The following is a 26,014-nucleotide window of genomic DNA, read 5'->3' as shown; positions in this document are numbered from 1 at the left end:
CTATCTTATCAAAGGAGATTTGAAAAATGGAAACACCTAAATCAAAGGCCCCTCTTGTCTTGGGCATCGTCTCAATCATCTTTAGCTTGCTAATTGCAATCGTTGGTCTTATCTGTGGGATTATCGGACTTGTCCTATCCTTGAACGGCAAAAAAGCGACAGCTCATGATTACAAATTGGAAATCATCCTAAACGGTATCGGTATCGCAATCGCGGTTGCCAACATGCTCTACACCTACTTGGTCCTCATGCCAGCTATCTTAGGAAAGTAAGAAAATTTTATAGTGCACAAAAAAATCAGAGCAAAAGCTCTGATTTTTTTATTATCCAATAATCGCCCCATTCGGCACGCTTGAGTCAACTTACCACCATGTCTTGCAGAGAGAATCATGCACTGGCTGATATATTTGCGTGGTTGAGGTTAGCGACGATTTGGAGAACTGTACACTACTAGCAAGCTCCTTTGTTTTACTGACGAATCAAGTAATCAAAGGCTCCGAGAGCTGCGGTTGCTCCCGACCCCATAGAAATGATGATCTGCTTATAGACAGAGTTCGTACAATCACCCGCTGCAAAGATTCCTGAAACATTGGTCGCCCCGTGACTATCTACGATAATCTCACGGCGGTCGTTGAGAGCCACATCGCTGTCTAAAAGCCATTCTGTATTAGGTACTAGGCCAATTTGCACAAAGACACCTTGCAAAGAAATAATCTGCTCCTCTTGACTTTCTCGGTCAATATACACCAATCCTGTCACTTCTTCATCACCGACGATTTCCTTAGTCGCTACATTTTTAAGAACCGTCACATTTGGTAAAGCAGCAATGCGGTCTTGTAACACTTGATCTGCCTTAAGCTCTGGTAAAAATTCCAAAACATAGACATGCTTGGCTAGACCGGCTAGGTCGATAGCTGCTTCGATACCCGAGTTACCACCACCTATTACAGCGACATCTTTTCCAGTAAAGAGAGGACCATCACAGTGCGGACAATAGGTTACACCCTTATTGCGGAACTCATTTTCACCAGGAATGTTGATATTGCGCCACTTGGCACCAACTGAAAGGATAGCTGTCTTGGTCTTGAGGATGGCTCCATTCTCCAACTCGACCTCAATCAAGTTTGTTCTCCTAATAGATTTGGCTTTTTGTGCTTTCATAATATCAACTGGATATTCCTTGGTATGAGCTTCGACTTGAGCCATGAGTTTAGGACCCTCAGTATACGGGGTACCAATCATATTTTCGATACCAACTGTTTCCATGACTTGGCCACCAAAAGTTTCTGCAATCAGACCTGTCTTAATCCCTTTTCGAGCAGCATAGATGGCTGCACTATTTCCAGAAGGACCGCCACCAACTACTAATACATCAAAGATTCCTTTCTCTTCAAAGGTATCTTGACTAATCGGCCCAGCAACCATCTCCACCAGTTCGTCTATAGTTGCACGACCAGAATGGAAGAGTTTGTCATTATGGAAAACAGCAGGGACCGCCATGATTTTTTTGCTTTCTACTTCCTTCTGAAACATCCCTCCTTCCACCATGGTATGGGTGATATTTGGATTGAGGACTGCCATTATATTGAATGCCTGCACAACATCTGGGCAATTATGGCAAGATAGACTGACATAGGTCTCAAAATGAAGCGGGCTTTGAATAGCCTTGATTCGTTTGACTAAGTCATCCTCTATTTTTGGTGGACGACCAGAAATCTGCAAAAGGGCCATCACAAAGGAAGTAAACTCGTGTCCCAGCGGTAGACCAGCAAACTCCACACCGCTCTCTTGACCAACTTTGGCAATCTTAAAACTAGGAGTTCTAGAAAGACTAGCAGGAACAATGCTAATTCGATCGCTCATTGCTGCAATTTCTTCCAAAAAATCACGAACCTTCTGAGAAGATTCATCCTCGCCAAGCTGAACCTGAAAGACCACATCGGCCTCCAACAGTTGTAAATACTGGGCAAACTGCCCCTTAATCTGTGCATCTAATGCCATAAAAAATCCTTTCATACGATATGAAATGAGAGATGTAGCGGGCTACATACAAGAAACTCTACCTTATCTGAACTTATCTAGCCTAGGTTCCATTAAAAGAATGGGACGGGAAACCCCGCCCCACCATTATAATTTGTCTGTAATAGGTTCGTACGAAAACCAGGTCACTCTTCCCCAAAATTGAACTTTTGGGAAGAGAGTGCCGAGTCTTCTAAAAATGAGAAAAAACTTAAATTTTACCAACTAGGTCAAGACTTGGAGTAAGGGTTTCTTCTCCTTCTTTCCATTTAGCTGGGCAAACTTCACCTGGGTGTGCGCGAACGTATTGAGCAGCACGGACCTTATCAGGAAGGCTACTTGCATCACGGCCAATACCACCTGCATTAACTTCCATCATTTGGATAATGCCATCTGGGTCTACAATAAAAGTTCCCCGTTGTGCCAAACCATCTTCTCCAAGAACCTCGAAACCAAGAGATAGCTGATGTGATGGATCCCCAATCAATGCATACTCCAGTGTACCAACGACATCCGAGTCATCGTGCCAAGCTTTATGAACATAGTGAGTATCGGTCGAAACACCGAAAACTTCTACATCCAAGGATTGTAATTCAGCATACTGCTCTTGCAAGTCACCCAATTCAGTTGGACAGACGAATGAAAAATCAGCTGGATAGAAGCAGAAAATAGACCATTTCCCCTTCAAATCCTCATTAGAAACAGTAATAAATTGACCATTTTGATAAGCATCTGCTGAAAATTCAACAATAGGTTTTCCAATTAATGACATAAGTTACCTCCTTTTTATTTAGTTTCATTATAAATAAGTATCAAGAAAAAGTCCACTAAAACGTTTCCAAAAATAAAAATATATTAAAAAGCTTGCAGAAAACTCTACAAACTTTTTATTTTTCTCTTACCCAATCACACTACCATTCGGCACGCTTGGGTCAACTGTCAAGACCGTCAACTTACCATCATGTTCCGCAGAGAGAATCATGCCTTGGCTGATGTATTTTTTCATCATTTTGCGTGGTTTGAGGTTAGCCACGATTTGGAGTTTTTTACCAACTAGTTCTTGTTCGTTTGGATAGAATTTAGCGATTCCTGACAAGATTTGGCGGTGGTCAGCGTCTCCCGCATCCAATCGGAAGCGAAGTAACTTGTCTGATCCTTCAACTTTTTCCACTTCGATAACTTCGGCAACGCGGATTTCCGAAGCGTCGAATTCTTCGAATTTAATGGTTTCTTTGCTTGAAGTCAATTCGACTTCTTCTGGCACCCACTCTTTTTCAACAGGCGCTTTGCCAGCGTTCATTTGTTCTTTGATGTAGGCAATTTCCTCGTCCATGTCAAGACGTGGGAAAATTGGTGTTCCTTTGGCAACGACTTTGATACCTGTTGGAAGTCCTGATAATGCAAGGTTTTCAAGGTCAAAGGCAGAGCCAAGTCCCAATTGTTCCATGATAGCATTTGACGTTTCCATCATGAATGGTTGGATAAGATGCGCTACCACACGGAGGCTAGCTGCCAAGTGAGCCATTACCGCCGCCAGTTTATCACGGTCTGCTTCATCCTTAGCCAATACCCAAGGAGCTGTTTCATCGATGTATTTGTTGGTACGAGAGATGATGTTCCAAACAACTTCAAGCGCACGCGGGTAATCCACTGCTGCCATTTGTTTGTGGTAGGCTGCGATGTTATCAGCTACAACTGTTGCCAAGTCAGCATCAAATTCAGTAGCCGTCGCAAAGGCAGGAACCTCACCACCAAAGTATTTGTTAATCATGGCAACGGTACGGTTAAGAAGATTTCCAAGGTCGTTGGCAAGCTCATAGTTGATACGACCAACGTAATCTTCTGGCGTGAAAGTACCATCTGAACCAATTGGAAGCGAACGAATGAGGTAGTAACGAAGTGGGTCAAGACCGAAGCGCTCTACCAACATTTCTGGGTAAACAACATTCCCTTTAGATTTAGACATTTTCCCATCTTGCATGACAAACCAACCATGCGCTACCAAGCGTGTTGGCAATGGTAAGTCAAGCGCCATCAACATAATTGGCCAGTAGATAGAGTGAAAACGAAGGATGTCTTTCCCAATCATGTGAATCACTTCATGTTGGTCATCATTTCCCCAGAATTTATCCATTTGATTTGGCAAGCTATTGTTGTAACCAAGCGCAGTGATATAGTTTGAAAGGGCATCAATCCATACGTAAACCACGTGTTTAGGGTCATTAGGAACTTTAACCCCCCAGGTGAAGGTCGTACGAGAAACTGCCAAATCTTCCAAGCCAGGCTCGATGAAGTTTTTCAGCATTTCATTCATGCGTCCGTCCGGTTGAATGAACTCTGGATGCTCTGCATAGTAGGCCTTCAAACGGTCCGCGTACTTACTCATGCGGAAGAAGTATGACTCTTCAGAGACTTTTTCAACTTCGTGTCCTGATGGGGCCACCCCACCAATCATGTTGCCATTTTCATCACGATACACTTCTGCCAATTGGCTTTCTGTAAAGAATTCTTCGTCAGAAACTGAGTACCAACCAGTGTATTCACCAAGGTAGATATCCCCTTTTTCCAATAATGTATCAAAGATTTTCGCAACAGCTTCTTCATGATAGTTGTCTGTTGTACGGATAAATTGGTCATAAGAAATGTCTAAGAGATTCCACAACTCTTTTACACCAACTGCCATACCATCTACATATTCTTGAGGTGTAATGCCAGCTTCTTCTGCTTTTTGCTGAATTTTTTGACCGTGCTCATCAAGACCTGTCAAATAATGCACATCAAAGCCCATCATGCGTTTGTAACGTGCTAAAACGTCGCAGGCAATGGTTGTGTAAGCAGAACCGATGTGCAATTTTCCTGATGGATAGTAAATCGGTGTGGTAATGTAAAAATTCTTTTCAGTCATATTTTTTCCTTTCAGCCCTAATGGGAGGCTATTCTAAGTATAACAATTCATTATACCATAAATTTGTCAAATTCCCCATCCAGTGGTATAATCGGTAACGTTATGAAAAGGAGAATCCGATGATTATTTTAGCAGGAATGATTGGGGTTGGAAAAACCACCTACAGTGCTCGTTTAGCTCAAGAATTAGGTACCGAGGCATTCTTCGAACCCGTAGATGACAATCCAATTCTAGATAAATATTATGAAAATCCTGATAAGTATGGCTTTGCCCTTCAAGTCTATTTCCTCAATCAACGTTTTAAGTCTGTCAAGGCCGCCTACGCCCAAGACAACAATATCCTAGACCGCTCGATTTACGAGGACGCTCTCTTTACCTACATCAATGCCTTGCAAGGAAAAATCAGCCAAGAAGAGTACGGCGTCTACCAAGGATTGCTGGAAACCTTCGTCCACGAAATCACTCATTTCCCAAAAGAACAACCTGACTTGCTGGTCTATTTGGATGGCAGTTTTGAGCACATTTTGAGTAACATCAAAAAACGTGGTCGCTCCTTTGAGCAACCCACTCCTTGCAACGGATTGGAAGACTACTACCGTCTGCTGCACAGCCACTACCAAAAATGGTATCAGGACTACGACCGTTGCCCTAAGATGATCATCCATACAGACGACTTAGACATTCATCAAGACCAAGACTGGGATACAGTTTACCAGATGATTTCTCAAAAAATGAAAGACATACGAAAAGAAGCTTAGTCAACTAGGCTTCTTTTTTGACATGCGATAAGAGTACACAACCGGCACAAGGACCATTACAACAACACTTGCCATAAAAACATAGGGTGCGATCAAGGGAATAAAACTGGTCACAAAGGACAAGCCTCCACAAATCACCCAAACTTTTCCTGCCAACCTGTGCGTCTGATTCCAATTCTTCATCATACAAGGTCCACGGCAACTTGATACCAACGATGTAATTTTGATGAATTTTAGGTAAATAATTTCCAATCACCATAAAGAGCAGACTGATGCTCGCTGCAATCAGGACACTGGGACTATTGAGATAACCAAGCGCTACAACCAAGGTGGACAGCTGGACCACTAGGGCAACTGCAGGAATCATCCAATAAATCACTTGGAGCATTTTCGAGCCAACATTAGCAGACTTGGGGCTAATCACTGTTAGGACAACTGTGAAAATATGCATAGCCAGCAAAATCAAAGGCAAGATAACGACCGCTTCAAACTTCGACGAATAGCCATCCGCCTGACCACTGATTCCAAAGTGAGTCGGCATTTGAGCTGGGAGCTGCTTCCATACCAACAGTCCCACTAAAATCGGCAAGCAAATCACCAAGGAGGTGATGCACAATAATTTTTTGTTAATCTTCATTTGAATCTCCTTTCAAATCCGATACCCAGGCGATAATATCCTCCAAAACAGAGGTGTTGAGTTCGTAAAAAATAAAATTTTTCTCCCGCCGCTCTCGTACCAAATCCGCCTCCTTGAGGAGTTTGAGATGATTGGAAATGGTGGCAGCTGTCAGATGAAAACACTCAGAAATCTCACCTGCCGAACGCTCTCCTGATTTCAATAAATCAAGAATTTCACGACGAACTGGATTTGACAGAGCCTTGAATGTTTTTGCGAAACTCATTCGTCCTCCTCCTTTTCTATTTAGAACTATTTCTAAATAGATTGTAGTCCTTTCTTTTAAAAAAAGCAAGAGCTATTTCGATATTTTTCAAAATAGTTTTCAATCCCTGAAACTCGCACAGACGTCAGATTTTTGCTACAATAAATCCATACTGAATTGTAAAGGAAAAACTATGAAACTCATTTCTTGGAATATTGATTCCCTCAACGCAGCCTTGACCAGCGACTCGCCACGCGCACTCTTATCACGCGCTGTTATCGATACACTTGTTGCGGAAAACGCCGATATCATTGCCATTCAAGAGACAAAACTCTCTGCCAAAGGTCCGACTAAAAAACACTTGGAGATTTTGCAGGACTATTTCCCCGGCCACGACGTAGCTTGGCGCTCATCTATCGAACCGGCGCGCAAAGGGTATGCAGGAACCATGTTTCTCTACCGTAAAAACTTGGCACCAATCATCACCTTCCCAGAAATTGGTGCACCTACAACCATGGACTTGGAAGGGCGCATCATCACCTTGGAATTTGATAACTTCTTCGTCACTCAAGTGTATACGCCAAATGCAGGCGATGGACTCAGACGCTTAGAAGACCGCCAAGTTTGGGATGCTCAATACGCTACGTACTTAGCTACCCTAGACGCACAAAAACCAGTTCTTGCAACAGGTGACTATAACGTGGCCCACAAGGAAATTGACTTGGCAAACCCAAATAGCAACCGTCGTTCTCCTGGATTTACCGATGAAGAACGGGCTGGATTTACCCAGTTATTGGCCAAAGGCTTCACAGATACCTTCCGCTATATGCACGGTGATGTGCTAAACGCCTATAGCTGGTGGGCTCAACGCAGTAAAACTTCCAAAATCAACAACACAGGCTGGAGAATTGACTACTGGCTCACTTCAGAACGACTAGCAGACAAGATTACTCGCTCTGACATGATTGACTCTGGCGCACGTCAAGACCACACACCTATTGTCTTAGAAATTGAGTTATAAACAAAATTCCTATCTCATTGATAGGGATTTTTTCTTGTCAACCTCGTGTCAACTATGTGATAAACTATAAAAAAGGCTGTTTTTAGTAAATGTAAAAGACTTTTGATAGACGAAAATAGCCTCTACGAGTACACTAATAATGTCGAAAGGAGAACAATATGAAACTTGGGCAGCAAATTGTCAGCTACCGCAAATCACTACAACTCTCACAGGAAGAATTGGCAGAAAAAGTATATGTTAGCCGGCAAAGCATTTCCAACTGGGAAAATGATAAAACCTATCCTGACATCCACAGTTTGCTTTTATTAAGCCAGATTTTCCAAGTGAGTCTTGACACACTCATAAAAGGAGACATCGAAGAAATGAAAATGATCATCAATCAAGAAGAACGGGACACTTTCAACAAAGACACCTATGTCATGCTCATCCTCCTCGTCCTATCTTCTATCAGTATCTTTCCACTCTTGTACTTTTTAGACTGGTGGGGCTTGCTTATCTGGGGCGTCCTTCTTGTTCCACTCTTTTTTGTTACCAATCGGATTGAGCAATTTAAAAAGAAATACGACCTACAAACTTACAAAGAAATTGTCGCTGTTTCAGAAGGAAGAACCCTTGATACCATAGAAAAAAGAGAGGAAAAAGCAAAATATCCCTACCAAAAACCGCTTATCGTTCTCATTTTTACTCTTGCTGCAATGGCACTCGCCCTATGCAGCAACCTCATTGTCTTATGGTTGATTCGTTAATTCAAAAAGGTTTCAGTAGTAACTGAAACCTTTTATTGTCTAGAGATCCGAAAAGTCATACAATTGCGGGTATTGATGGCACTCTGGATTTTTTGGATGACAGATGGCCCGCCCAAAGTAAATCATGGCTTGATGCGCAGCCAACCATTTTTCTGGTGGCAATATGGCGCAAACCGTATCTTCCACTTCTCTAGGTGTCGCTGATTTTTTCACAATATCATGGTGCTTACAAATCCGCTCCACATGTGTATCCACAGCGAAGGCTGGAATGCCAAAACCAACAGACATAACAACGTTGGCTGTCTTGCGACCAACTCCCGCCAGACTTTCTAATTCCTTGCGCGTTTGTGGCACGACTCCATCAAATTCATCCACCAACTGCTGGGCACATTTTTTCATAAATTTTGCCTTATTGCGATAGAGTCCCAAAGTGGCAATGTACTTAGCCAAGTCTGCTTCACTGGCTGCCGCCATCGCTTGTGGCGTCGGATAAGCCGCAAACAGGGCTGGCGTTGCTTTATTGACCGCCGCATCTGTCGTCTGGGCTGACAAGAGGACGGCAATGACTAACTCAAAATGATTCTTAAAGTCTAGACTGGGCTGAGCATCTGGAAACAGAGTGATAATCTCCTCCAGCACTTTTCTAGCACGTTTCTTTGATAAAACCATAGTTTCTCCTTTTTTCTATTATATCATGACGCGCGTGAAAGAGAGCCCCGTCAGCTTAGACAAAACAATTGACTTGCCATTCTTTTCATCATATAATACCTTATCACTAATTTGTGGATAGTTCCACGGAGGAAAAAATATGATTACAAAATCAACAACTATGTTATACGTTTCAGACACAAAAGCTGCATTAGATTTTTGGGTAGAAAAAATCGGATTTGTCCTACTTGATACAGCTGAGCATCCTGAAGCAACTTCTTACGAAATCGCTCCAAGTAAAGAGGCTACATTTAGTTTTGGTATTCACGATAAAAACTGGGTCGCTACCAGTAATCCTGGTATGAATGTCGGATTTCCAAGTCTTCTCTTGGAAACAACGGATTTAGAAGCGGAATATACACGCCTCACAGAAGCTGGTGTCGCTACCAATCCCATCATGGAATACCAAGGAATGGTGCATTTCACCTTTGCCGATAACGAAGGCAATTATATCGCAGTGAAGGCGAGTTAAGACAGTCTAGTATGACAAGTCAAGAAACATATGAGCTATTAGTAGAACGTTTTGAGGCTGCTGCCAGTGAAACAGATGCCCAGGCCATGTCTGCCTATTTACAGCATCAATTTACCTTTTTCGGTGTCCGCACTCCTCAACGCCGCCTGCTCTATAAGGACATTATTGCTACAGAAAAAAAGAAGAAGAAAATCGACTGGAAGCTGCTCGAGCTTGCTTGGAATCATCCCCATCGGGAACTCGATTATTTTGTCTGTGATTATCTAAAAGCGCAGCAAAAACTGCTCACCTTAGAGGATGTGCCCCGCTTGATGAACTTTGCGACCAGCCACCAATGGTGGGATTCCATTGACTGTTTGGACCGGATTTTTGGAAATATCGCTGACCAGCGCATTCCAGAACTGATGTTGGAATTTGCCACATCAGATGATTTTTGGTTGCGGCGCATTGCCATTGACCACCAACTAGGACGAAAGGAAAAGACAGATACCAATCTACTGGCACAGATTGTCTTATTAAATCTTGGTAGTTCAGAATTTTTCATCAACAAATCCATTGGCTGGGCACTGAGAGATTACTCCAAAACCAATCCCGCCTGGGTGCGAAATTTTCTAGAGGAACACCGAGCTAAACTAGCCCCTCTATCACTCAAAGAAGCCAGTAAATATATATAAGAAAAACGGTATCTCTACCGTTTTTTATAATCCCAACTCTTTATATTCCGTCCGATAACCGATTTGCAGAACTTTCCCATCCTTGATTAAAATCGGCCGCTTGATCAGCATGCCATCACTAGCCAATAAACTCAAGGCTTCATCCACCGCCAAATCATCAAATTTATCTTTCAAACCAAGTGCACGGTAGCTATTTCCCGAGGTATTGAAAAACTTTTTGAGCTCCAATAGTGAATTTTCTAGCAAGCTGCGCAAGAGTTCCACCTGCGGAGGGTTTGTCTTGATATCAATAGCTTCAAACTCCACACCTAACTGTGTCAATTCCTTCTTGGCTGCACGACAGGTCGTACATTTTGGATATTCATAAAAAGTATACATCTTAACTCCTTCTCTCATGTTCTAGTAACCAAGATTTACGTTCTAGCCCACCTGCATAGCCCGTCAAGCTTCCATCCGCCCCAAGGATACGGTGACAAGGGATGATGAGCGACAGGGGATTTTTTCCGACGGCTCCGCCAATAGCTTGCGCTGATTTACAATACAGTCTATCTGCCAGTTGACCGTAGGTCAAACTCTCTCCTGCTGGAATCAATCGCAACTCCTCCCAGACCCTTTTTTGAAAGTCCGTCCCGTAAATGGACAAAGAAACTGCTGGCAAATTCTGACCGGAAAAATAAGCATCTAGCCAATTTTTGCCAGCTTCTAACAGGCTAGTTGACTGACAAGCAATTTCTTCCTTGTCGAATCCTCTTAACTCATACTTTTGTCCTACAAAATACAGCCCACAAAGCCCTTCTTCATCGGCTAAAAGACGAATTTCCCCTAGTGGAGACGAATAAAAATCTTGGTATAACATAGTCTAAGCATAACCTAAAAAGTCCTGAAAATCAATTCAGGACCTTTACTAATCTTAGCCTTCAATCAAGCGCACGCGCACAATGTTTTCAGACTGTTTGAAAGTCTCCACAAGACCTTGCACTTTTTCCTTGTCACTTTCGTTCAAATCCAACAATGTATAGGCATAGTCGCCCTTAGCACGATTCAAAATGTTCTCAATATTGATACCCAATTCTGACACGGCTGTGGAAATATTTGCGACGATATTTGGCACATTTTTGTTGATTAAGGTAATGCGGTAAGGTGCATTCAGCGGTTGATGCATATTTGGGAAGTTTACAGAATTTGTAATCTCACCAGTTTCCATAAACTGACGAATAGTCTTACCGGCCATGATGGCACAATTGAGCTCGGCTTCTTCGGTTGAGCCACCCACATGCGGGAAGACAGTAATGCCTGGCTTATTGAGCAATTCTTCTGTACCAAAGTCGGTGATGTAGCGCTTAATCACACCTGTTTCAATAGCTTCAAAGAGAGCTTGATTATCCACTAATTCTGCGCGAGCAAAATTGATAATCGTCGTCCCTTTTTGCATAAGAGCAAAGGCATCTGCATCAAATGTATGCTTAGTATCCGGTGTCAATGGAACGTGAACAGTAATATAGTCTGCTTGACTAAAGATTTCTTTCAAATCATTGACCCGTTTGACATGGCTGGAAATATTCCAAGCTGTTTCAATAGAAACATAAGGGTCGTAGCCCAACACGTTCATGCCAAGACGACGGGCATCGTTGGCAATACGCGCACCAATTGCCCCCAGACCGATAACACCCAAGGTTTTTCCGGCAATTTCTGAGCCTGCAAACTGGCTCTTCCCCGCTTCAATTTGCTTAGGTACATCGTCACCAGACAAGGTATTGGCCCAAGCAGAAGCAGACAAATAATCACGGGCAGACAAAAGGAGGGAGGTAATGACCGCTTCTTTTACCGCATTAGCATTGGCTCCAGGTGTGTTAAAAACAACAATTCCCGCCGCAGTTGCTGCGTCGATAGGAATGTTGTTGGTTCCCGCACCTGCACGCGCGATGGCTTTTAGATTTTCTGGAAATTCCACTCCGTGAAGATTTTGACTACGGATGATGTAGGCATCTGGATTCTCCGCTTTGTCCCCATCAATCTGGAAATGATTTCCCAATTCTTTCAGCCCAATTTGATTGATATTGTTATAAGTTTTGACGCTAAATACCATAAATTTCCCCTTTTATTCTTCTGCATAGGCAGCCTCTTCTCCACCTCGTAACCAGCTGTCATTTTCAGAAAGTTCTTGGTAAAGAGCGGTTTCTGCCTTATTTTTTATTTTCTGATAAGCCAAGCGTTCCCCGTCGATGGGAACTTTTCCACAGTAGACAAAGCCTAATTTTTCTAAGATGTGCTGCATGGCAAGATTTTTCTCATGAGTATCACAACGAAAATCTGGCCCTTTGTGGCCTTCAATCAAGCCCTGCAAAAAAGTCTGTGCAACCTTTTGTCCAGCAACTTCCTTGGCCACAGCAACACGATGAAAGGTCACATAGAGATAATGATCATGTTTCCATTTACCATCATAAATGGCTGTATACTCTGGCTGATTGCCCAAATAAACCGCTGAATAAGCAACAATCTTCCCATCAAGAATGCCGACATAACCACGATTTTCTAAAATATCTTCAATAACAATTTCAGAATTTGGGTAACCGTTTTGCCACTGAGGACTACCTGCTGCAGCCAATGTTTTCTTGGCATCTTCTAAGATGTCCATGATAGACTCAACTTCGTTTGGATGAGCTAGTCGTATGTCCATTATTTATTTTCTTCCTCGAATTTCTTCATAAAGTCCATCAAATCAAGTACACCTTGACGTGGAAAGGCATTATAGAGACTGGCACGCATACCGCCTACACTACGGTGACCCTTGATATTTTTAAATCCAAGTGCATCTGCTTCTTTGGCGAATTTGGCATCCAATTCCTTACTTGGTGTCACAAATGGAATGTTGGCAAGAGAGCGGTCAGCTGGATTTTTAACCGGACTAGAATAGAAATCTGATTTTTCAATGGCATCATAGAGAAGACCAGATTTTTCACGATTGATTTCTTCCATTTTCTCCACACCGCCAAGTGCTTTTACATGCTCAAAGACCAACTTAGCAATGTAAATTCCAAATGTTGGTGGTGTATTGTAGAGAGAATCGTTGTCTGCTTGGATGCGGTAATCCAACATGCTTGAAAGAACAGGCTGGTCATTCAACAAGTCTTCACGGATAATGACAATGGTCACACCTGCTGGGCCAATATTCTTCTGTGCTCCAGCATAGATCATCCCAAAGTCCGCTACATTGTATTTGACAGCTAAAATGTTTGAAGACATGTCCGCCACGATTGGAACACCATTTGTGTCTGGTAAGTCATAAACGGATGTTCCTTCAATGGTATTATTGGTTGTCAAATGAACATAAGCAGCGTCTGGATCAATCTCACTGCTATCAAAACTTGGTACATAATCATAAACCGTTTCTTCAGATGAAGCCAATAAAATCGGCTCAAAGTCAATGGTTTTTGATAATTTCACAGCTTCTGTGTAAGCTTTTTTCCCCCATGAACCACCCACGACATAGTAAGCTTTTTTACCTGGCGCCAAATTCAAGGGAATCATGGAAAATTGTGTCGATGCTCCACCTTGCAAAAAGAGAACCTTGTAATTATCTGGGATCTCCATCAATTCACGCAAAAGGCTTTCTGCATCTTTTATAATATCGTCAAACTCTTTGGAGCGATGGGACAATTCCATTACACTCATGCCGGAGTTGGCATAATCCAAAAATTCTGCTTGTGCTTTTTTGAGCACTTCTTGTGGCAATACTGCAGGTCCTGCAGAGAAATTGTAAATTGTCATCATTTACCTCCAAAATTTATTTTGTTCATTATAGCATAAAAACAAAACAATTACACTACAATTTACAATTTTCTGAATATTTATTCTAAAAATCTCTTTTATTTTACGATATATACATTTTTAAACTGTAAATTGAGGACGTCATTTTTTTGAAAAAAATAGCCTTGTTTCTAAACAAGACTAGTCTTCTTTTAACTGATGATACTGGGCGTAAACTTCTTGACGATTGAGACCAAATTCTTTGGCAACTTGCTTAATGGCCTGATTGGGCTTCAAGCCGCCCGCAATGGCATTTGCTACACGTTCCATGATGTTGACTTCTTGGGCAGATGGTGCTTCTACTTCATCCCCCTGCCCAGCTACAATCACCAGACATTCTCCCTTGAGCGGCGTTTCACGAATGAAGCTCAACACTTCTGAAATCGTCCCCCGTTGGTATTCCTCATAGAGCTTGGTCAATTCCCGCACAAGGGTCACCTGACGATCACCATAAACCGTTAGCATATTTTCCAAGGTATCCACAACACGATAGGGTGACTCGTAAAAAATTTGTGTTTCTGGATAGGATTTTTTTTCTTCAAAAAAGTTACGTTGCTGACCAGATTTTCGAGGTAAAAATCCATAAAAAATATGCGGTTGCGGAGCGAGCCCGCTAGCAATCAAAGCTGTAATTCCTGCCGAAGCCCCTGGCAAGGCTACGACCGTTATATTTTCTGCGATAGCTGCTTTAACCAAGTCATGGCCTGGGTCCGAGATGGAAGGCATTCCCGCATCTGATACTTGCGCTAGCGATTTTCCAGACCTCAATAAGTCCAATAAATCTGGAATTTTTTCAAAAGCATTGTGCTCATGAAAGGAAATCTGCTTGGTCTCCACTTCAAAATGCTTGAGTAATATTCCTGTATTACGCGTGTCCTCTGCACAGATAAAGTCCACCTGCTTGAGCGTTTCCACTGCTCGAAATGTCATATCCTGCAGATTGCCAATCGGTGTCGGAACCAGATAGAGTGTCCCTGTCCCTTTTTCTTCTTTGAATGATTTCTGTACTTGCATCTTAATCTCGATTCAATAATTCTAGACAGAACATACAGTCCTCGTCATTGTCCCGGCGCTGACCGTAGGAAAAAGTACAGATATGGAAACCATCTTCGTAGATATTTTCCAAATTGACTTTACCAAAGTTTGTTTTGGCATTTTCCTTGTCATCCTTTTCTAAGCGTTCCCGCAACTTAGAATTCTCTAATCTGAGGGCCGTATTTTCATCAATCACAGCTTGGAGGTGCTTCTTGATGGCCTCAACTTCTGCCAAGGTCATCAAAATATTCTGCGAAAAATCTTCCAAAGCATCAAAAATCTCTTTTTTATCCATACGCTTCCTTCTATTTTTTCTTGCTGAGGGTCAATACCCAGAATTCCAAGGCATTTTGGAAACTAACATTGCTCATCCACATCTTCCTAGCATCCAAGAGCCCTGCTAAGGCAGCCTGTCCCCTTTTTTCAGTCAATTTCTCTGACAAATACAGCCCCAAGAGCTCGAATAATCTTCCTTGATCCGCTTTCTCACTGGCTAATTGCACCAAGTTCCCCACCATCAAGTAGGCTTTTTGCGGTTGCACCAAAAGTGTCTCGACAAACTTTTTCGAAACCTGTAAACTGTCCAAGATACTTTTTTGCTGGGCAAGCTGCTCCGCCTCTTCCAATCCTGTCGCTAATTGTGCCAACAGCCGAGCTTGATTTTTCAAGAGCCCTTTTTCTTCCAAAACTTGGGTCATATAGGCAATATTCTTGGGAAAGGATACCAATTGCGTTCGACTCTTAATGGTTGGCAAGACTGCTTCTTCTTGGTTGGTAATGAGGAAAATGTGGATGTCCGACTGGGGTTCTTCAATCGCTTTTAGCAGTGAATTTGCAGCATTGGGGTGCATCTTCTCTGCATCACGGATAATAAAAACCTGTCTATTTCCTTCAAAGCCCGACTGAGAAAAGTCCTTGACCAGATCACGAACAGTATCCGTCTTAATCACATTCCCCTGCGGAGCGACAATGGTCATATCAGGAAATTCTTCCTGCTCAACCAAACGGCAATTCCGACAATGACCACAAGGAAGTACGGAATCTGATTCCTGACAGAAAACAGCCTGAGTCAGAAATTTGGCCATATCAAAACTAGCAAAATTTCCCGAAAAAAGATAGGCATGCCCCAAGCGATTGGCTTCTAAAATCCGACTAAACCGCTCAAAAAGTTGGGGTTGTAGTTGTTTGAGTATTTCCTGTTTCATTCTTCAAAAAAACGTTTCTTAATCACTGCAAGTGCATCTGCCACAACAGCCTCTAGAGGTTGGCTGGCATCGATTTTCACCATACGCTGAACTTCTTTTTCCAAAATGGACAAGTATCCTTGACGCACACGCTCATGCATATCAACCGTTTCCATATCCAAACGATCCACATCACGGTCCTTGTTGCGCGCAATCCGTGCCAAGCCTTCTTCCACATTAATATCAAAATAAAGTGTCAGGTCCGGCTTCAAACCATCCGTTGCAAAATCATTGAGCCAATCAATATCTGCTGCATTAAGACCACGACCAAAACCTTGATAGGCAACTGAAGAATCAATAAAACGATCAACCAAGAGCAGCTGGCCCTTTTCTAATGCAGGCAAGATGCGCTCTTTTAAATGCTGACGACGAGCTGCGATATAGAGCAAGAGCTCTGTCTTATCATCCATAGCTATATTTTGAGGGTCCAAAATCACCTCACGAATGGACTCCGCAATCGCTACTCCACCTGGTTCACGTGTGGTCACAATTTCACGACCAAACTGCTCCAACTGAGGCAACAAATCCTGTAATACAGAGGTTTTTCCTGCTCCATCTGGACCTTCAAATGTGATAAATATACCTTTTTCCATGATTTCCTCGCACTTTTCTATTCTATTTATTTTACCAAAAAAGAAAGTAAAAAGCATCCTAAAATCCATCCAAATCATTTCCAGCTTTCTTCTATAAATGAAAGCTCTACCAAAATCAACTTGCTCCTTCCTCTAGATTTTGATAAAATAGAGTCATTAGGTCACGAGGAATCAATATGTTAAAAATTAAAAATATCAGTCTTATCTTGCTCGGTGCAGGATTGTTTTCATTTGGTTTGAACTATCTAGTCATGCCAAATGGGTTATATGAAGGTGGGGCAACTGGTCTCACATTGGTGATTTACTACCTCTTTCATATCAAGCCCTCGATTATGAATATTGTCATCAATATCCCACTTTTTATCCTAAGCTGGAAATTGCTGGGCAAACGCATGCTCTATTACAGCTTGGTGGGAACCTTTGCCGTAACGGCTTGGCTGGCCATTTTTGAACGCATTCCTCTAAAAATCAATCTGGAGGGGGATTTGATTATTGTCGCCATGCTAGCTGGGATTTTCATCGGAGCTGGTCTGGGAATTATTTTCAAGGCTGGCGGCACGACGGGGGGCAGTGATATTATCGCACGTATCGGTCACAAATTCACTCCTTACACGATCGGTCAATGGATTTTGATGGTTGATTTTATGGTCTTGGTCCTCATTGTCTTGGTATCAAAAGATCTTCGTGTTGTCCTCTACACCTTGATTGAGGTGACCATCGCTTCTAAAATGATTGACCTGGTCAGCGACGGAGGTTATGGTAGCAAGGGCGTGATGATTATTTCGGAAAAATCTCAAGAACTGGCAACGGCCATTGATGCACAAATTGAACGCGGTGTGACCTTTATCAAGGCCCAAGGTTTTTACAGCAAACGTGACACAAATATGGTCTATTCCGTTATTTATAAAAGCCAATTGCAGGAAATGAAAGAACTCATTCATAAAATTGATCCCCATGCTTTCATCACGATCGTAGATGCACACGAAGTGCTGGGCGAAGGATTTACACTGGATGCTAACAAGCAACCACTTGAAAAGGACTAGGAAATCCCTAGCCCTTTTTCTATTACCTAGCCCAACTCACCTTTTGCCAGAGCAATCTGCCATTTGACCTGGTCAAAACCTGTTCCACCCAAGGAATTACGACGTTCTACAGTCGTATGAGATCTGAGAGTTTCATAGATATCTTTCTCAATTAAATCCGAAATTTCTTGATAACGTTCGAGGGAAACATCTTGTAAATAGTAACCAGCTTTGGTGCACTCCAAGACGAGTTTACCGACAATTTCGTGGGCTTCGCGGAAAGGAAGTCCTTTTGAAGCAAGATAGTCTGCTAGTTCAGTCGCATTTGAAAAATCTTTCTCGGTTGATTCTGCCATGTGCTTATCATTGACCGTCATGGTGTTGATCATACCAGCCAAGATATCGATAGCCACGGTGATGGTTTCAGCGGTGTCAAACATACCTTCCTTATCTTCTTGAAGGTCTTTATTATAAGCCAAAGACAAGGATTTCATGACCGTCAACAGACCGATAAGATTACCGTAGACACGACCAGATTTTCCACGGATAAGCTCTGCCATGTCCGGATTTTTCTTCTGAGGCATGATGGATGAGCCTGTTGCAAAAGTGTCTGACAAGGTCACAAATTGGTACTCGTGGCTACACCAGTTAATAATTTCCTCGCAAAGACGAGACATGTGCATCATGAGAATGCTGGCGTTTGCTAAAAATTCCAAGATAAAATCACGGTCAGACACAGCATCAAGAGAATTGCTGTAAGGTTTGGCAAAACCCATGAGCTGCGCCGTCATCTTACGGTCAATAGGAAAGGTTGTCCCTGCCAAAGCTGCCGCACCAAGAGGAGAAATATCCGTATGCTTGACATTGAACTCAAAACGCTCACTATCACGGGTAAACATACTGTAATAAGCCATCAAATGATGCCCGAAAGAAATCGGTTGAGCATGCTGCACATGGGTATAACCTGGCATAATGGTATAGACATGCCTATCCGCCAAGTTCACCAAAGACTGACGCAAATTAGTCAATTTTTCAATGACTTCGGATAACTTAGACTTGAGATAAAGATGCATATCCGTTGCCACTTGATCATTCCGTGAGCGCGCTGTGTGGAGTTTACCAGCTACTGCACCAATTTCAGCGGTTAGGAGACTTTCAATGTTCATGTGAATGTCTTCGTTAGAAACGTCAAAGACCAGTTGACCCTCTTCATACTGCGCCAGCAATTTTTCAAGGCCAGCCTTAATCGTATCCGCTTCTTCTTGGGCGATAATCCCCGTCGCACCCAGCATGGTTACGTGGGCTATAGAGCCCTGAATGTCAAATTTCGCCATTTTTTGATCGAAACTGATGGATGCTCCAAACTCTTCAACCCACTTCTCAAGACCAGCCTCAAAACGGCCTCCCCATAATTTGTGATTTTCTGCCATAATCTTATCTCTCTATTTACTTTAAAACTATAAAAGCTGGGACTCTTGTCTCAGCTTTTAGTGTCTCTCAGGACAGAAAGCCCATAGGCTTTTCGAGGCATCTCTCTGAACGCCTTATCGAATGCAAATAATATAAAAAGTCTCAGATGGAGCTCGCCGGCTCCTTTTATCTGAAGGTTTTATTACTAATGTTATCTTATTATTTCCCTTTTCTTAAATGGTGGCTCGCTTTTCTCTTATTTGCTATTGACTTGTGAATTTACTTGGGTTGGTAGTCCCCATAGTTTGATGAAACCTACAGCTGCGTCTTGGTCAAAGCTATCTGCTGCTGTGTAGGTTGCTAAGTTTTCATCGTAGAGTGAGTTGGGTGACTTACGTGCGACAACCTTCGCTGAACCCTTGTAAAGTTTCACTTTTGCAGTACCATTAACGACTTTTTGAGTTTCCTTGATGTAGGCAATGATGGCTTCTGTTGCTGGACTGAACCACAAAGCGTTGTAAATCAAGTTGGACAGTTCATTTTCAAGGATTGGTTTGAAGTGTGAAACTTCACGTACCAACGTCAAGTCTTCAATTTCTTTGTGAGCTGCTAAAAGAACGGTGGCACCTGGGCATTCGTAGATTTCACGTGATTTGATACCGACAAGTCTGTTTTCAACGTGGTCGATACGGCCAACACCATGTTTTCCTGCAATGATGTTGAGTTCTTGGATGAGGTCAGCTAATTTCAGTTCTTTTCCGTTAATGGCTACTGGCTTCCCAGCTGCAAATGTGATTTCAACATATTCCGCTTCATTTGGTGCGGCTTCAGGAGCGTTTGTAATCCCAAAAGCTTCTTCTGGGGCTTCATTCCAAGGATTTTCAAGAACGCCACATTCATTAGCCCGCCCCCATAGATTTTGGTCGACAGAGTAAGGATTGTCTAAATCCGCTGGAACGGGAACACCGTTTTCCTTGGCAAATTTAATTTCTTCTTCTCTATGCCACTTCCATTCGCGAACGGGAGCTACAACTTTCAAGCTCGGATCCAGTGCAGCGATGGCAACTTCAAACCGTACCTGGTCATTTCCCTTACCAGTACAACCGTGTGCAATCGCTGTAGCGCCTGTTTTATGAGCAATTTCTACTAATTTTTTAGAAATAATGGGCCGACTAAGCGCCGAAACCAATGGGTATTTTTGTTCATACATAGTATGGGCCTGTAAGGCAGGTAGGACAAATTCTTCTGCAAACTCATCCTTCACATCTAAAACATAGGATTCAATTGCACCAACTGCCAACGCCTTATCATGAATAAAACCCAATTCTTTCCCTTCGCCGACATCCATACAGACTGCAATCACATCATAATCTTTTTTCAGCCAGACAATCGCTACAGAAGTGTCTAAACCGCCAGAATAAGCCAAAATCAATTTTTCCTTTGTCATCGTTACCACCCGTTTTCTTTCTTCTTTCACTACGTTTTCGTAATGTATAAATTGTATTTTAGTGAATTTTTATTTATTTGTCAAGAGTTTTTGTATATTTTTTCATTTAACACTTGACTTATGTTTAAATACAGCATAAAATGTATAATAATACAAGTGTTTTTAAAAGGAGATTTGAATATGTCATTCAAAAAAAAACAGCTTTAGGATTATCAATAATCGCTCTTTCTATATTATTAAGTGCTTGCTCTACTTCGTCAGGGCAGGATGCAACTGTTAATAATATACAAAAAAATGATAAATTAGTCGTCGCTATGAATCCTGAATTCGCACCGTTTGAATACAAGACTCTTGTCAACGGCAAAGACACCATCGTCGGCTCAGATGTAAAATTGGCCCAGGCAATCGCAGATGAACTCGGAGTCAAGCTGGAACTCTCTCCAATGAGTTTTGACAACGTCCTCTCAAGCCTTCAAACTGGCAAGGCAGACATTGCGATTTCAGGTATTTCCGTCACAAAAGAGAGAAAGAAAACATTCGACTTCTCAGACCCTTACTACAAAGCCAATAATGTTCTCATCATCAAAAATGAACAGCTAAATACCTTCTCTTCCATCAAGAGCCTAGCCGGTAAAACCATTGCTGCTCAAAAAGGTTCTGTACAAGAATCCGTCATCAAAGACCAAATTCCAGATGCAACCTTGATTTCACTCACATCAAATGGAAATATGATCACCGAATTACAAGCCGGAACAGTTGATGCGGTCATCTTAGAAAAGCCAATCGCAGAAGGTTATATCAAAAATAACCCTGGATTAACCTTAGCAAAAATCGAACTAGACTCATCAGATACCGACTCATATGCCGTTGCATTTTCAAAAAATAATGACATCTTGAAAAAGAAAATCAATAAAGTTGTCAAAGAATTGGTCACATCTGGCAAATACGCTACCTATGTACAGGAAGCCTACGAGTCAAATACTTCTGAGTAACTAAAAAAGGCCTGTCCTCAATTGGACAGGCCTTTTTCTTATATTTTCTTGGCAACGGTGTGTTGGATACTATCCACAACAAAGCCTGCTTGCGTCAAACAGGTTGTCAGGCTGTCTTCATCAACCTTACCACCAATTTGGATTTCGACTACAGCACGTTCAGAACGGTCTTCAATTTGTACCGTCCGCTTAATGTTATAGCCTTCCTTGGCAATGACTTGAAGAATATTTCCCAAAACACCTGCCTTATCATCTACTAGCATGCGGAGGCGTACTCCCTCTTCTCCATAGCCAGATACATGAAGAAAGGCTGCAAATGCATCTCGGTCTGTGATAATTCCATACAGCTGACCATCATCCACAACGGGTAAAATACCCACCTTATTTTGGTACATGAGATAGACTGCATCTTCCAGACTCGCAAATTGCGATACGGTAATCACATCTTTAATCATGACATCTTTGACCTTGGTCTTATTGAGAAGGTAATTCATCTCATAGATGGATAGGCTAGTAGCCTTAGATGGACTCGCTTCAGCAATAGTTCCTTCCGTTACAAGGCCGACCAATTTATCATTTTCAATCACGGGCAGACGGTGAATATTTTGATCACGCATGAGATCTGCTGCATGGGCAATTGTCGTATCTGGTGAAATATACACCACTTTTCGTGTCATAAATTCTTTGACAGCCATAGAATTTCCTCCATTTTTTCTAAGTCTATTATAGCATATTTTAGAAATTACTAACCACTACCTTTGCACTGATTAGCAGGTAAATTGTAAGCTAAAAGCCATCCAAAAGGAATGACTTTTACGACTTTTATCCACCAAGATAAGCCTTACGGACTTCATCAGAGGCAAGAAGTTCTTGGCCACTACCTGTCAAGACGACCTTACCAGTTTCCAATACGTACCCGCGATCTGCGATAGCGAGTGCCTTATTGGCATTTTGCTCGATCAAGAGAACGGTTGTTCCTTGTTTTTGGATATCTTGGATAATATCAAAAATTTCTTGGATAAAGATTGGTGCCAAGCCCATAGATGGTTCATCCAAGAGCAAGAGTTTTGGCTGGCTCATGAGCGCACGACCCATAGCAAGCATCTGCTGTTCACCACCTGAAAGTGTCGCTGCATCTTGTCCCTTACGCTCTTCCAAGCGTGGGAAACGGTCAAAAACTTTTTTCAAGTTCTTTTGATTTTCTTCGCGATTGTTTTTCAAGAAAGCACCCATTTCCAGATTTTCTATAACTGTCAATCCTGGGAAAACATGGCGTCCTTCTGGTACCTGAGCGAGCCCTGCAGCTACGATTTTACGAGCTGGAACTTTTTGAATCTCATTACCCAGATAAGAAATAGTTCCTGATGATGGACGAACCAATCCTGAAATAGTCCGCAAGATAGAGGTTTTCCCAGCACCATTGGCACCAATCAAGGTAACAACTTCGCCTTCATTTACCTCAAAAGAAACATTTTTTACGGCTTCGATGACGCCGTAATGTACAGATAGATTGTCAACTTTTAACATAGACATTAGGCTTCACCTCCTAGATAGGCTTCGATAACACGTTTATTTTGTTTGATTTCATCCGGTGTTCCGTGTGCAATCAAGCGACCATATTCCAATACGTAGATGCGTTCGGTAACTTCCATAACCAGACTCATATCATGCTCAATCAGCATAATGGTAATCTTGAAATCATCCTTGATTTGACGAATCAACTGCGTTAATTCAGCCGTTTCTTGTGGGTTCATACCTGCAGCAGGCTCATCAAGGAAAAGAATTTTTGGCTCTGTTGCCAGTGCGCGAACGATTTCCAACCGACGTTGCTGTCCGTATGGAAGATTTTTAGCAAGTGTATCTGTATCCTTGTCCAAGTTGAAAATTTTCAACAATTCCAAGGCTTTTTCTTTTAAGTCAGCTTCATTTTTATAGAAGACTGGTAAGCGGAAGAAACTTGCAAATACATGTGGTTTATGGTGATTCCCAAAGGCAATCAAAACATTTTCCAGCACTGTCATGTCCTTGAACAAGCGGATATTTTGGAAAGTACGTGATAAACCAAGTGACGCAATTTTAGAAGGCGCCTTGCCATTTAGCAAGGTATCATCCAGCGTAACGCTTCCTTCACTCGGCTCGTAGACACCTGTCAGAAGGTTGAAAAGTGTTGTTTTACCAGCACCATTTGGTCCGATAAGACCGACCAATTCTCCTTCTTCCAATTCTATGGTCACATCGCCAACAGCCGTCAATCCACCGAAATGTTTGGTTAATTTTTTTACTTCAAGAAGTGCCATTTACTTGTCCTCCTTCTTTTTAAAGAATGCTGACAGGGCAAGTTCTTTTGTGCCCAAGAGTCCGCCTGGACGGAAAATCATGATGAGAATCAAAGCCAGCGAATAGATAATCATACTGATATCAGAGTAATTTTTGAGGAAAACGTTCAAGACACCAAGTACAATAGCTGCTAAGAAAGTTCCTGTAATTGAACCCAAGCCACCCAAAACGATGATAATCAAGATATTAACAGATGTCATGAAGGCAAAGTCTTTTGGCACAACTGTCCCAACATAACCCGCTTGCAAACCTCCGGCAATGGCTGCTGTCATAGCACCAATAACAAAGGCCACAACTTTCATTTTAGTTGGATTAACACCAACTGACTCAGCAGCAATCTCATCTTCACGGACAGAAATGACCGCACGTCCCATCGGACTACGCAAGAAATTCAAGGTTAAAATCGTTGTAATCACTACAAAAGCATAAACAATTTGCCAATTGGTAAAGAGAGGAATGTTCATAATTCCAGCAGCGCCGTTTGTCAAATCACCACCGTTGATAATAAGGATACGTATAATTTCAGCCACACCAAGTGTCGCAATGGCAAGGTAATCCCCTTTTAGACGAAGAGTTGGAATCCCTACGAGCAATGCCACTGCACCTGCTAACAACATCCCAATCACAATGGCCAAGATGAATCCACCATAAGTTGGCATTTGGGAGCCGATAATGGCCACAGCATAAGCACCGATGGCCATAAAACCAGCGTGCCCCAAAGAGAACTGCCCAGAAAAACCAACAACTAGGTTTAGTCCTACAGCCAAAATGATATTGACCCCAATTTGCTGCACAATTTGAATGTAGTAAAAGTTAAAGACGCCAGCTGCTACTAAGACATCAATCAAAAGAAAGCCTGCAACAAGAATGGCTAACCAGATAAGATTGAGTTTCAAATTTTGTTTCATGGTTACACCTTCTCTTTCACATTTTTACCGAGGATACCACTTGGACGGACCAAAAGGATAAAAATGAGGACGATATAGACAACTGCATCACGGAAGTCTGACAAGCCAACAGCTGTCGCCATTGTTTCCAAAATACCGATAACAAATCCACCCAGAGCGGCACCAGGAATAATTCCGATACCACCAAGAACAGCGGCAACAAAGGCTTTGATACCTGGTGTCATCCCCATCAATGGCTCAATAGAGTTATAGTACAGGCCAATAAGAACACCGCCAGCACCCGCCAAGGCTGAACCAAGTGCGAAAGTAAAGCTGATTGTACGGTCTACATTGATTCCCATGAGTTGAGCGGCATCGCTATCCACAGAAACAGCTCGCATAGCTTTCCCCATTTTGGTTTTGGTGACGATGAATTGCAACGCAACCATAAGTACGAGGGAAATCCCAAGAATCAAGAGTTGAATATTGGTCACACTGATTGGACCTAAAGTAAACTTAGTCGTTTCAATAGCCTGTGGGAATGGGCGCACATTGGCTGAGAAGAAATAGACCATCGTATACTCTAAGAAGAAGGAAACCCCTATGGCGGTAATCAAGGCAGCAATCCGAGTCGAATTGCGCAATGGACGATAGGCTAAGAATTCAATGACCACACCTAGGAGTGCTGTAATTGCCATAGCAATCGGCAGAGCCACAAAGAAGCGGACGGCCATATTATCGATAACCGTCAGATTGTTAATCAGATAATAACCCAAAAAGGCACCAATCATATAGATATCACCATGGGCAAAGTTAATGAGTTTGATGATTCCGTACACCATGGTATAGCCAAGGGCCAACAAAGCATAGACAGAACCCAGAATCAAACCATTGACAAGTTGTTGAAGCATAAGTTCACCAATCTTTCTAAATATTTTCAAATACGGTCTATTATACGATAATTTTCTGACAATTTTCAAGTGCTATTGTCTGACAATTCGTAAAAATTTTCAACTGTAAAGAAAGGCCGGAACCGCAATCCTAGCCTTCTATTTT

Annotated in this window: 30 protein-coding genes; 8 read left to right on the top strand and 22 right to left on the bottom strand. The window is 42.2% G+C overall.

Annotated elements, in window-relative coordinates:
- Positions 1-26: 26 nt before the first annotated feature.
- Positions 27-272 carry a hypothetical protein gene (locus tag J2T50_RS01045; protein ID WP_253362784.1) on the top strand — a complete coding sequence of 82 codons (246 nt, stop codon included), beginning with the start codon at positions 27-29 and terminating at the stop codon, positions 270-272.
- Positions 273-468: 196 nt separating this feature from the next.
- Here J2T50_RS01045 and ahpF read toward each other — a convergent pair whose 3' ends face one another.
- The 3 genes from ahpF to metG all read right to left on the bottom strand — a co-directional run bounded on the left by ahpF (position 469) and on the right by metG (position 4,924).
- Positions 469-2,001: an alkyl hydroperoxide reductase subunit F gene (ahpF, locus tag J2T50_RS01040; RefSeq protein ID WP_253362782.1), complete on the bottom strand. Its 1,533-nt coding sequence runs from the start codon at positions 1,999-2,001 to the stop codon at positions 469-471.
- Positions 2,002-2,230: 229 nt separating this feature from the next.
- Positions 2,231-2,791, bottom strand: coding sequence for an alkyl hydroperoxide reductase subunit C (ahpC, locus tag J2T50_RS01035; protein WP_253362780.1), 561 nt, complete (start codon positions 2,789-2,791; stop codon positions 2,231-2,233).
- 126 nt (positions 2,792-2,917) lie between these two features.
- Positions 2,918-4,924, bottom strand: a complete 2,007-nt coding sequence (metG, locus tag J2T50_RS01030) for a methionine--tRNA ligase (protein ID WP_253362778.1) — start codon at positions 4,922-4,924, stop codon at positions 2,918-2,920.
- Between the two features lie 119 nt (positions 4,925-5,043).
- On the opposite strand from metG, the gene J2T50_RS01025 reads away from it, so the two are divergent.
- Entirely contained in the window at positions 5,044-5,682 is a 639-nt protein-coding gene (locus J2T50_RS01025; protein ID WP_253362768.1) for a deoxynucleoside kinase, read from the top strand.
- Here J2T50_RS01025 and J2T50_RS01020 read toward each other — a convergent pair whose 3' ends face one another.
- Together J2T50_RS01020 and J2T50_RS01015 are read right to left on the bottom strand one after the other, a co-directional pair.
- Positions 5,683-5,865, bottom strand: a complete 183-nt coding sequence (locus J2T50_RS01020; protein WP_253363289.1) for an SdpI family protein — start codon at positions 5,863-5,865, stop codon at positions 5,683-5,685.
- A 443-nt stretch (positions 5,866-6,308) separates the two neighbouring features.
- Positions 6,309-6,584 (bottom strand): autorepressor SdpR family transcription factor, encoded by a 276-nt coding sequence (locus tag J2T50_RS01015; RefSeq protein WP_253362766.1) that lies wholly within the window; start codon positions 6,582-6,584, stop codon positions 6,309-6,311.
- Positions 6,585-6,756: 172 nt separating this feature from the next.
- On the opposite strand from J2T50_RS01015, the gene J2T50_RS01010 reads away from it, so the two are divergent.
- Together J2T50_RS01010 and J2T50_RS01005 are read left to right on the top strand one after the other, a co-directional pair.
- Positions 6,757-7,584, top strand: a complete 828-nt coding sequence (locus J2T50_RS01010; protein WP_253362764.1) for an exodeoxyribonuclease III — start codon at positions 6,757-6,759, stop codon at positions 7,582-7,584.
- 158 nt (positions 7,585-7,742) lie between these two features.
- Positions 7,743-8,330, top strand: a complete 588-nt coding sequence (locus J2T50_RS01005) for a helix-turn-helix domain-containing protein (protein ID WP_253362755.1) — start codon at positions 7,743-7,745, stop codon at positions 8,328-8,330.
- A gap of 39 nt (positions 8,331-8,369) precedes the next feature.
- Here the strand turns inward: J2T50_RS01005 and nth are convergent, their stop codons facing one another.
- Entirely contained in the window at positions 8,370-8,999 is a 630-nt protein-coding gene (gene nth / locus J2T50_RS01000; protein ID WP_253362753.1) for an endonuclease III, read from the bottom strand.
- A 139-nt stretch (positions 9,000-9,138) separates the two neighbouring features.
- On the opposite strand from nth, the gene J2T50_RS00995 reads away from it, so the two are divergent.
- On the top strand, positions 9,139-9,510 hold the full coding sequence (locus J2T50_RS00995; RefSeq protein WP_253362751.1) for a VOC family protein: 372 nt from the start codon (positions 9,139-9,141) through the stop codon (positions 9,508-9,510).
- A gap of 11 nt (positions 9,511-9,521) precedes the next feature.
- Entirely contained in the window at positions 9,522-10,184 is a 663-nt protein-coding gene (locus J2T50_RS00990) for a DNA alkylation repair protein (RefSeq protein ID WP_253362749.1), read from the top strand.
- Between the two features lie 24 nt (positions 10,185-10,208).
- Here J2T50_RS00990 and J2T50_RS00985 read toward each other — a convergent pair whose 3' ends face one another.
- The 9 genes from J2T50_RS00985 to tmk form a co-directional block, all read right to left on the bottom strand.
- Positions 10,209-10,562: a Spx/MgsR family RNA polymerase-binding regulatory protein gene (locus J2T50_RS00985; RefSeq protein WP_253362748.1), complete on the bottom strand. Its 354-nt coding sequence runs from the start codon at positions 10,560-10,562 to the stop codon at positions 10,209-10,211.
- Position 10,563: 1 nt separating this feature from the next.
- Positions 10,564-11,040 carry a methylated-DNA--[protein]-cysteine S-methyltransferase gene (locus J2T50_RS00980; RefSeq protein WP_253362743.1) on the bottom strand — a complete coding sequence of 159 codons (477 nt, stop codon included), beginning with the start codon at positions 11,038-11,040 and terminating at the stop codon, positions 10,564-10,566.
- A 54-nt stretch (positions 11,041-11,094) separates the two neighbouring features.
- Complete coding sequence (locus J2T50_RS00975) at positions 11,095-12,270, bottom strand: 3-phosphoglycerate dehydrogenase family protein (protein WP_253362741.1); 1,176 nt, start codon at positions 12,268-12,270, stop codon at positions 11,095-11,097.
- 12 nt (positions 12,271-12,282) lie between these two features.
- Positions 12,283-12,861: a GNAT family N-acetyltransferase gene (locus J2T50_RS00970; protein WP_253362739.1), complete on the bottom strand. Its 579-nt coding sequence runs from the start codon at positions 12,859-12,861 to the stop codon at positions 12,283-12,285.
- Positions 12,861-13,952 carry a 3-phosphoserine/phosphohydroxythreonine transaminase gene (serC, locus tag J2T50_RS00965; protein ID WP_253363287.1) on the bottom strand — a complete coding sequence of 364 codons (1,092 nt, stop codon included), beginning with the start codon at positions 13,950-13,952 and terminating at the stop codon, positions 12,861-12,863. Before serC ends, J2T50_RS00970 begins: the two co-directional genes overlap by 1 nt.
- Before the next feature lie 180 nt (positions 13,953-14,132).
- Positions 14,133-15,005 (bottom strand): 16S rRNA (cytidine(1402)-2'-O)-methyltransferase, encoded by an 873-nt coding sequence (gene rsmI / locus J2T50_RS00960; RefSeq protein ID WP_253362737.1) that lies wholly within the window; start codon positions 15,003-15,005, stop codon positions 14,133-14,135.
- A 1-nt stretch (position 15,006) separates the two neighbouring features.
- Entirely contained in the window at positions 15,007-15,321 is a 315-nt protein-coding gene (yabA, locus tag J2T50_RS00955; protein ID WP_253362735.1) for a DNA replication initiation control protein YabA, read from the bottom strand.
- A 10-nt stretch (positions 15,322-15,331) separates the two neighbouring features.
- The gene (locus J2T50_RS00950; protein WP_253362733.1) at positions 15,332-16,231 is read right to left on the bottom strand and encodes a DNA polymerase III subunit delta'; all 900 of its coding nucleotides are present in this window, start codon (positions 16,229-16,231) and stop codon (positions 15,332-15,334) included.
- Positions 16,228-16,863, bottom strand: a complete 636-nt coding sequence (gene tmk / locus J2T50_RS00945) for a dTMP kinase (protein ID WP_253362731.1) — start codon at positions 16,861-16,863, stop codon at positions 16,228-16,230. Before tmk ends, J2T50_RS00950 begins: the two co-directional genes overlap by 4 nt.
- A 176-nt stretch (positions 16,864-17,039) precedes the next feature.
- On the opposite strand from tmk, the gene J2T50_RS00940 reads away from it, so the two are divergent.
- Positions 17,040-17,906: a YitT family protein gene (locus J2T50_RS00940; protein WP_253362729.1), complete on the top strand. Its 867-nt coding sequence runs from the start codon at positions 17,040-17,042 to the stop codon at positions 17,904-17,906.
- A 26-nt stretch (positions 17,907-17,932) separates the two neighbouring features.
- On the opposite strand, the gene argH is transcribed toward J2T50_RS00940, so the two are convergent.
- Complete coding sequence (gene argH, locus J2T50_RS00935; protein WP_253362727.1) at positions 17,933-19,315, bottom strand: argininosuccinate lyase; 1,383 nt, start codon at positions 19,313-19,315, stop codon at positions 17,933-17,935.
- 236 nt (positions 19,316-19,551) lie between these two features.
- A complete protein-coding gene (locus tag J2T50_RS00930) occupies positions 19,552-20,742 on the bottom strand; it encodes an argininosuccinate synthase (RefSeq protein ID WP_253362725.1) in 1,191 nt (396 codons plus the stop codon).
- Positions 20,743-20,882: 140 nt separating this feature from the next.
- Here J2T50_RS00930 and J2T50_RS00925 point away from each other — a divergent pair, with 140 nt between their 5' ends.
- Complete coding sequence (locus J2T50_RS00925) at positions 20,883-21,734, top strand: transporter substrate-binding domain-containing protein (protein WP_436299913.1); 852 nt, start codon at positions 20,883-20,885, stop codon at positions 21,732-21,734.
- Positions 21,735-21,772: 38 nt separating this feature from the next.
- Here the strand turns inward: J2T50_RS00925 and J2T50_RS00920 are convergent, their stop codons facing one another.
- From J2T50_RS00920 to J2T50_RS00900, 5 genes are all read right to left on the bottom strand, one after another.
- Positions 21,773-22,429 carry a CBS and ACT domain-containing protein gene (locus J2T50_RS00920; protein ID WP_253362721.1) on the bottom strand — a complete coding sequence of 219 codons (657 nt, stop codon included), beginning with the start codon at positions 22,427-22,429 and terminating at the stop codon, positions 21,773-21,775.
- A 127-nt stretch (positions 22,430-22,556) separates the two neighbouring features.
- On the bottom strand, positions 22,557-23,267 hold the full coding sequence (locus tag J2T50_RS00915; protein WP_253362719.1) for an ABC transporter ATP-binding protein: 711 nt from the start codon (positions 23,265-23,267) through the stop codon (positions 22,557-22,559).
- Positions 23,267-24,031 (bottom strand): ABC transporter ATP-binding protein, encoded by a 765-nt coding sequence (locus J2T50_RS00910; protein ID WP_253362717.1) that lies wholly within the window; start codon positions 24,029-24,031, stop codon positions 23,267-23,269. Before J2T50_RS00910 ends, J2T50_RS00915 begins: the two co-directional genes overlap by 1 nt.
- Positions 24,032-24,979: a branched-chain amino acid ABC transporter permease gene (locus J2T50_RS00905; RefSeq protein WP_253362715.1), complete on the bottom strand. Its 948-nt coding sequence runs from the start codon at positions 24,977-24,979 to the stop codon at positions 24,032-24,034.
- 2 nt (positions 24,980-24,981) lie between these two features.
- Positions 24,982-25,869, bottom strand: coding sequence for a branched-chain amino acid ABC transporter permease (locus J2T50_RS00900; protein WP_253362713.1), 888 nt, complete (start codon positions 25,867-25,869; stop codon positions 24,982-24,984).
- Between the last annotated feature and the right edge of the window lie 145 nt (positions 25,870-26,014).

This window comes from Streptococcus gallinaceus, assembly GCF_024170225.1.
Lineage (GTDB): Bacteria > Bacillota > Bacilli > Lactobacillales > Streptococcaceae > Streptococcus > Streptococcus gallinaceus.
The sequence above is the reverse complement of the archived record's forward strand: the minus strand, read 5'-3'. Positions and strand labels throughout refer to the sequence as shown.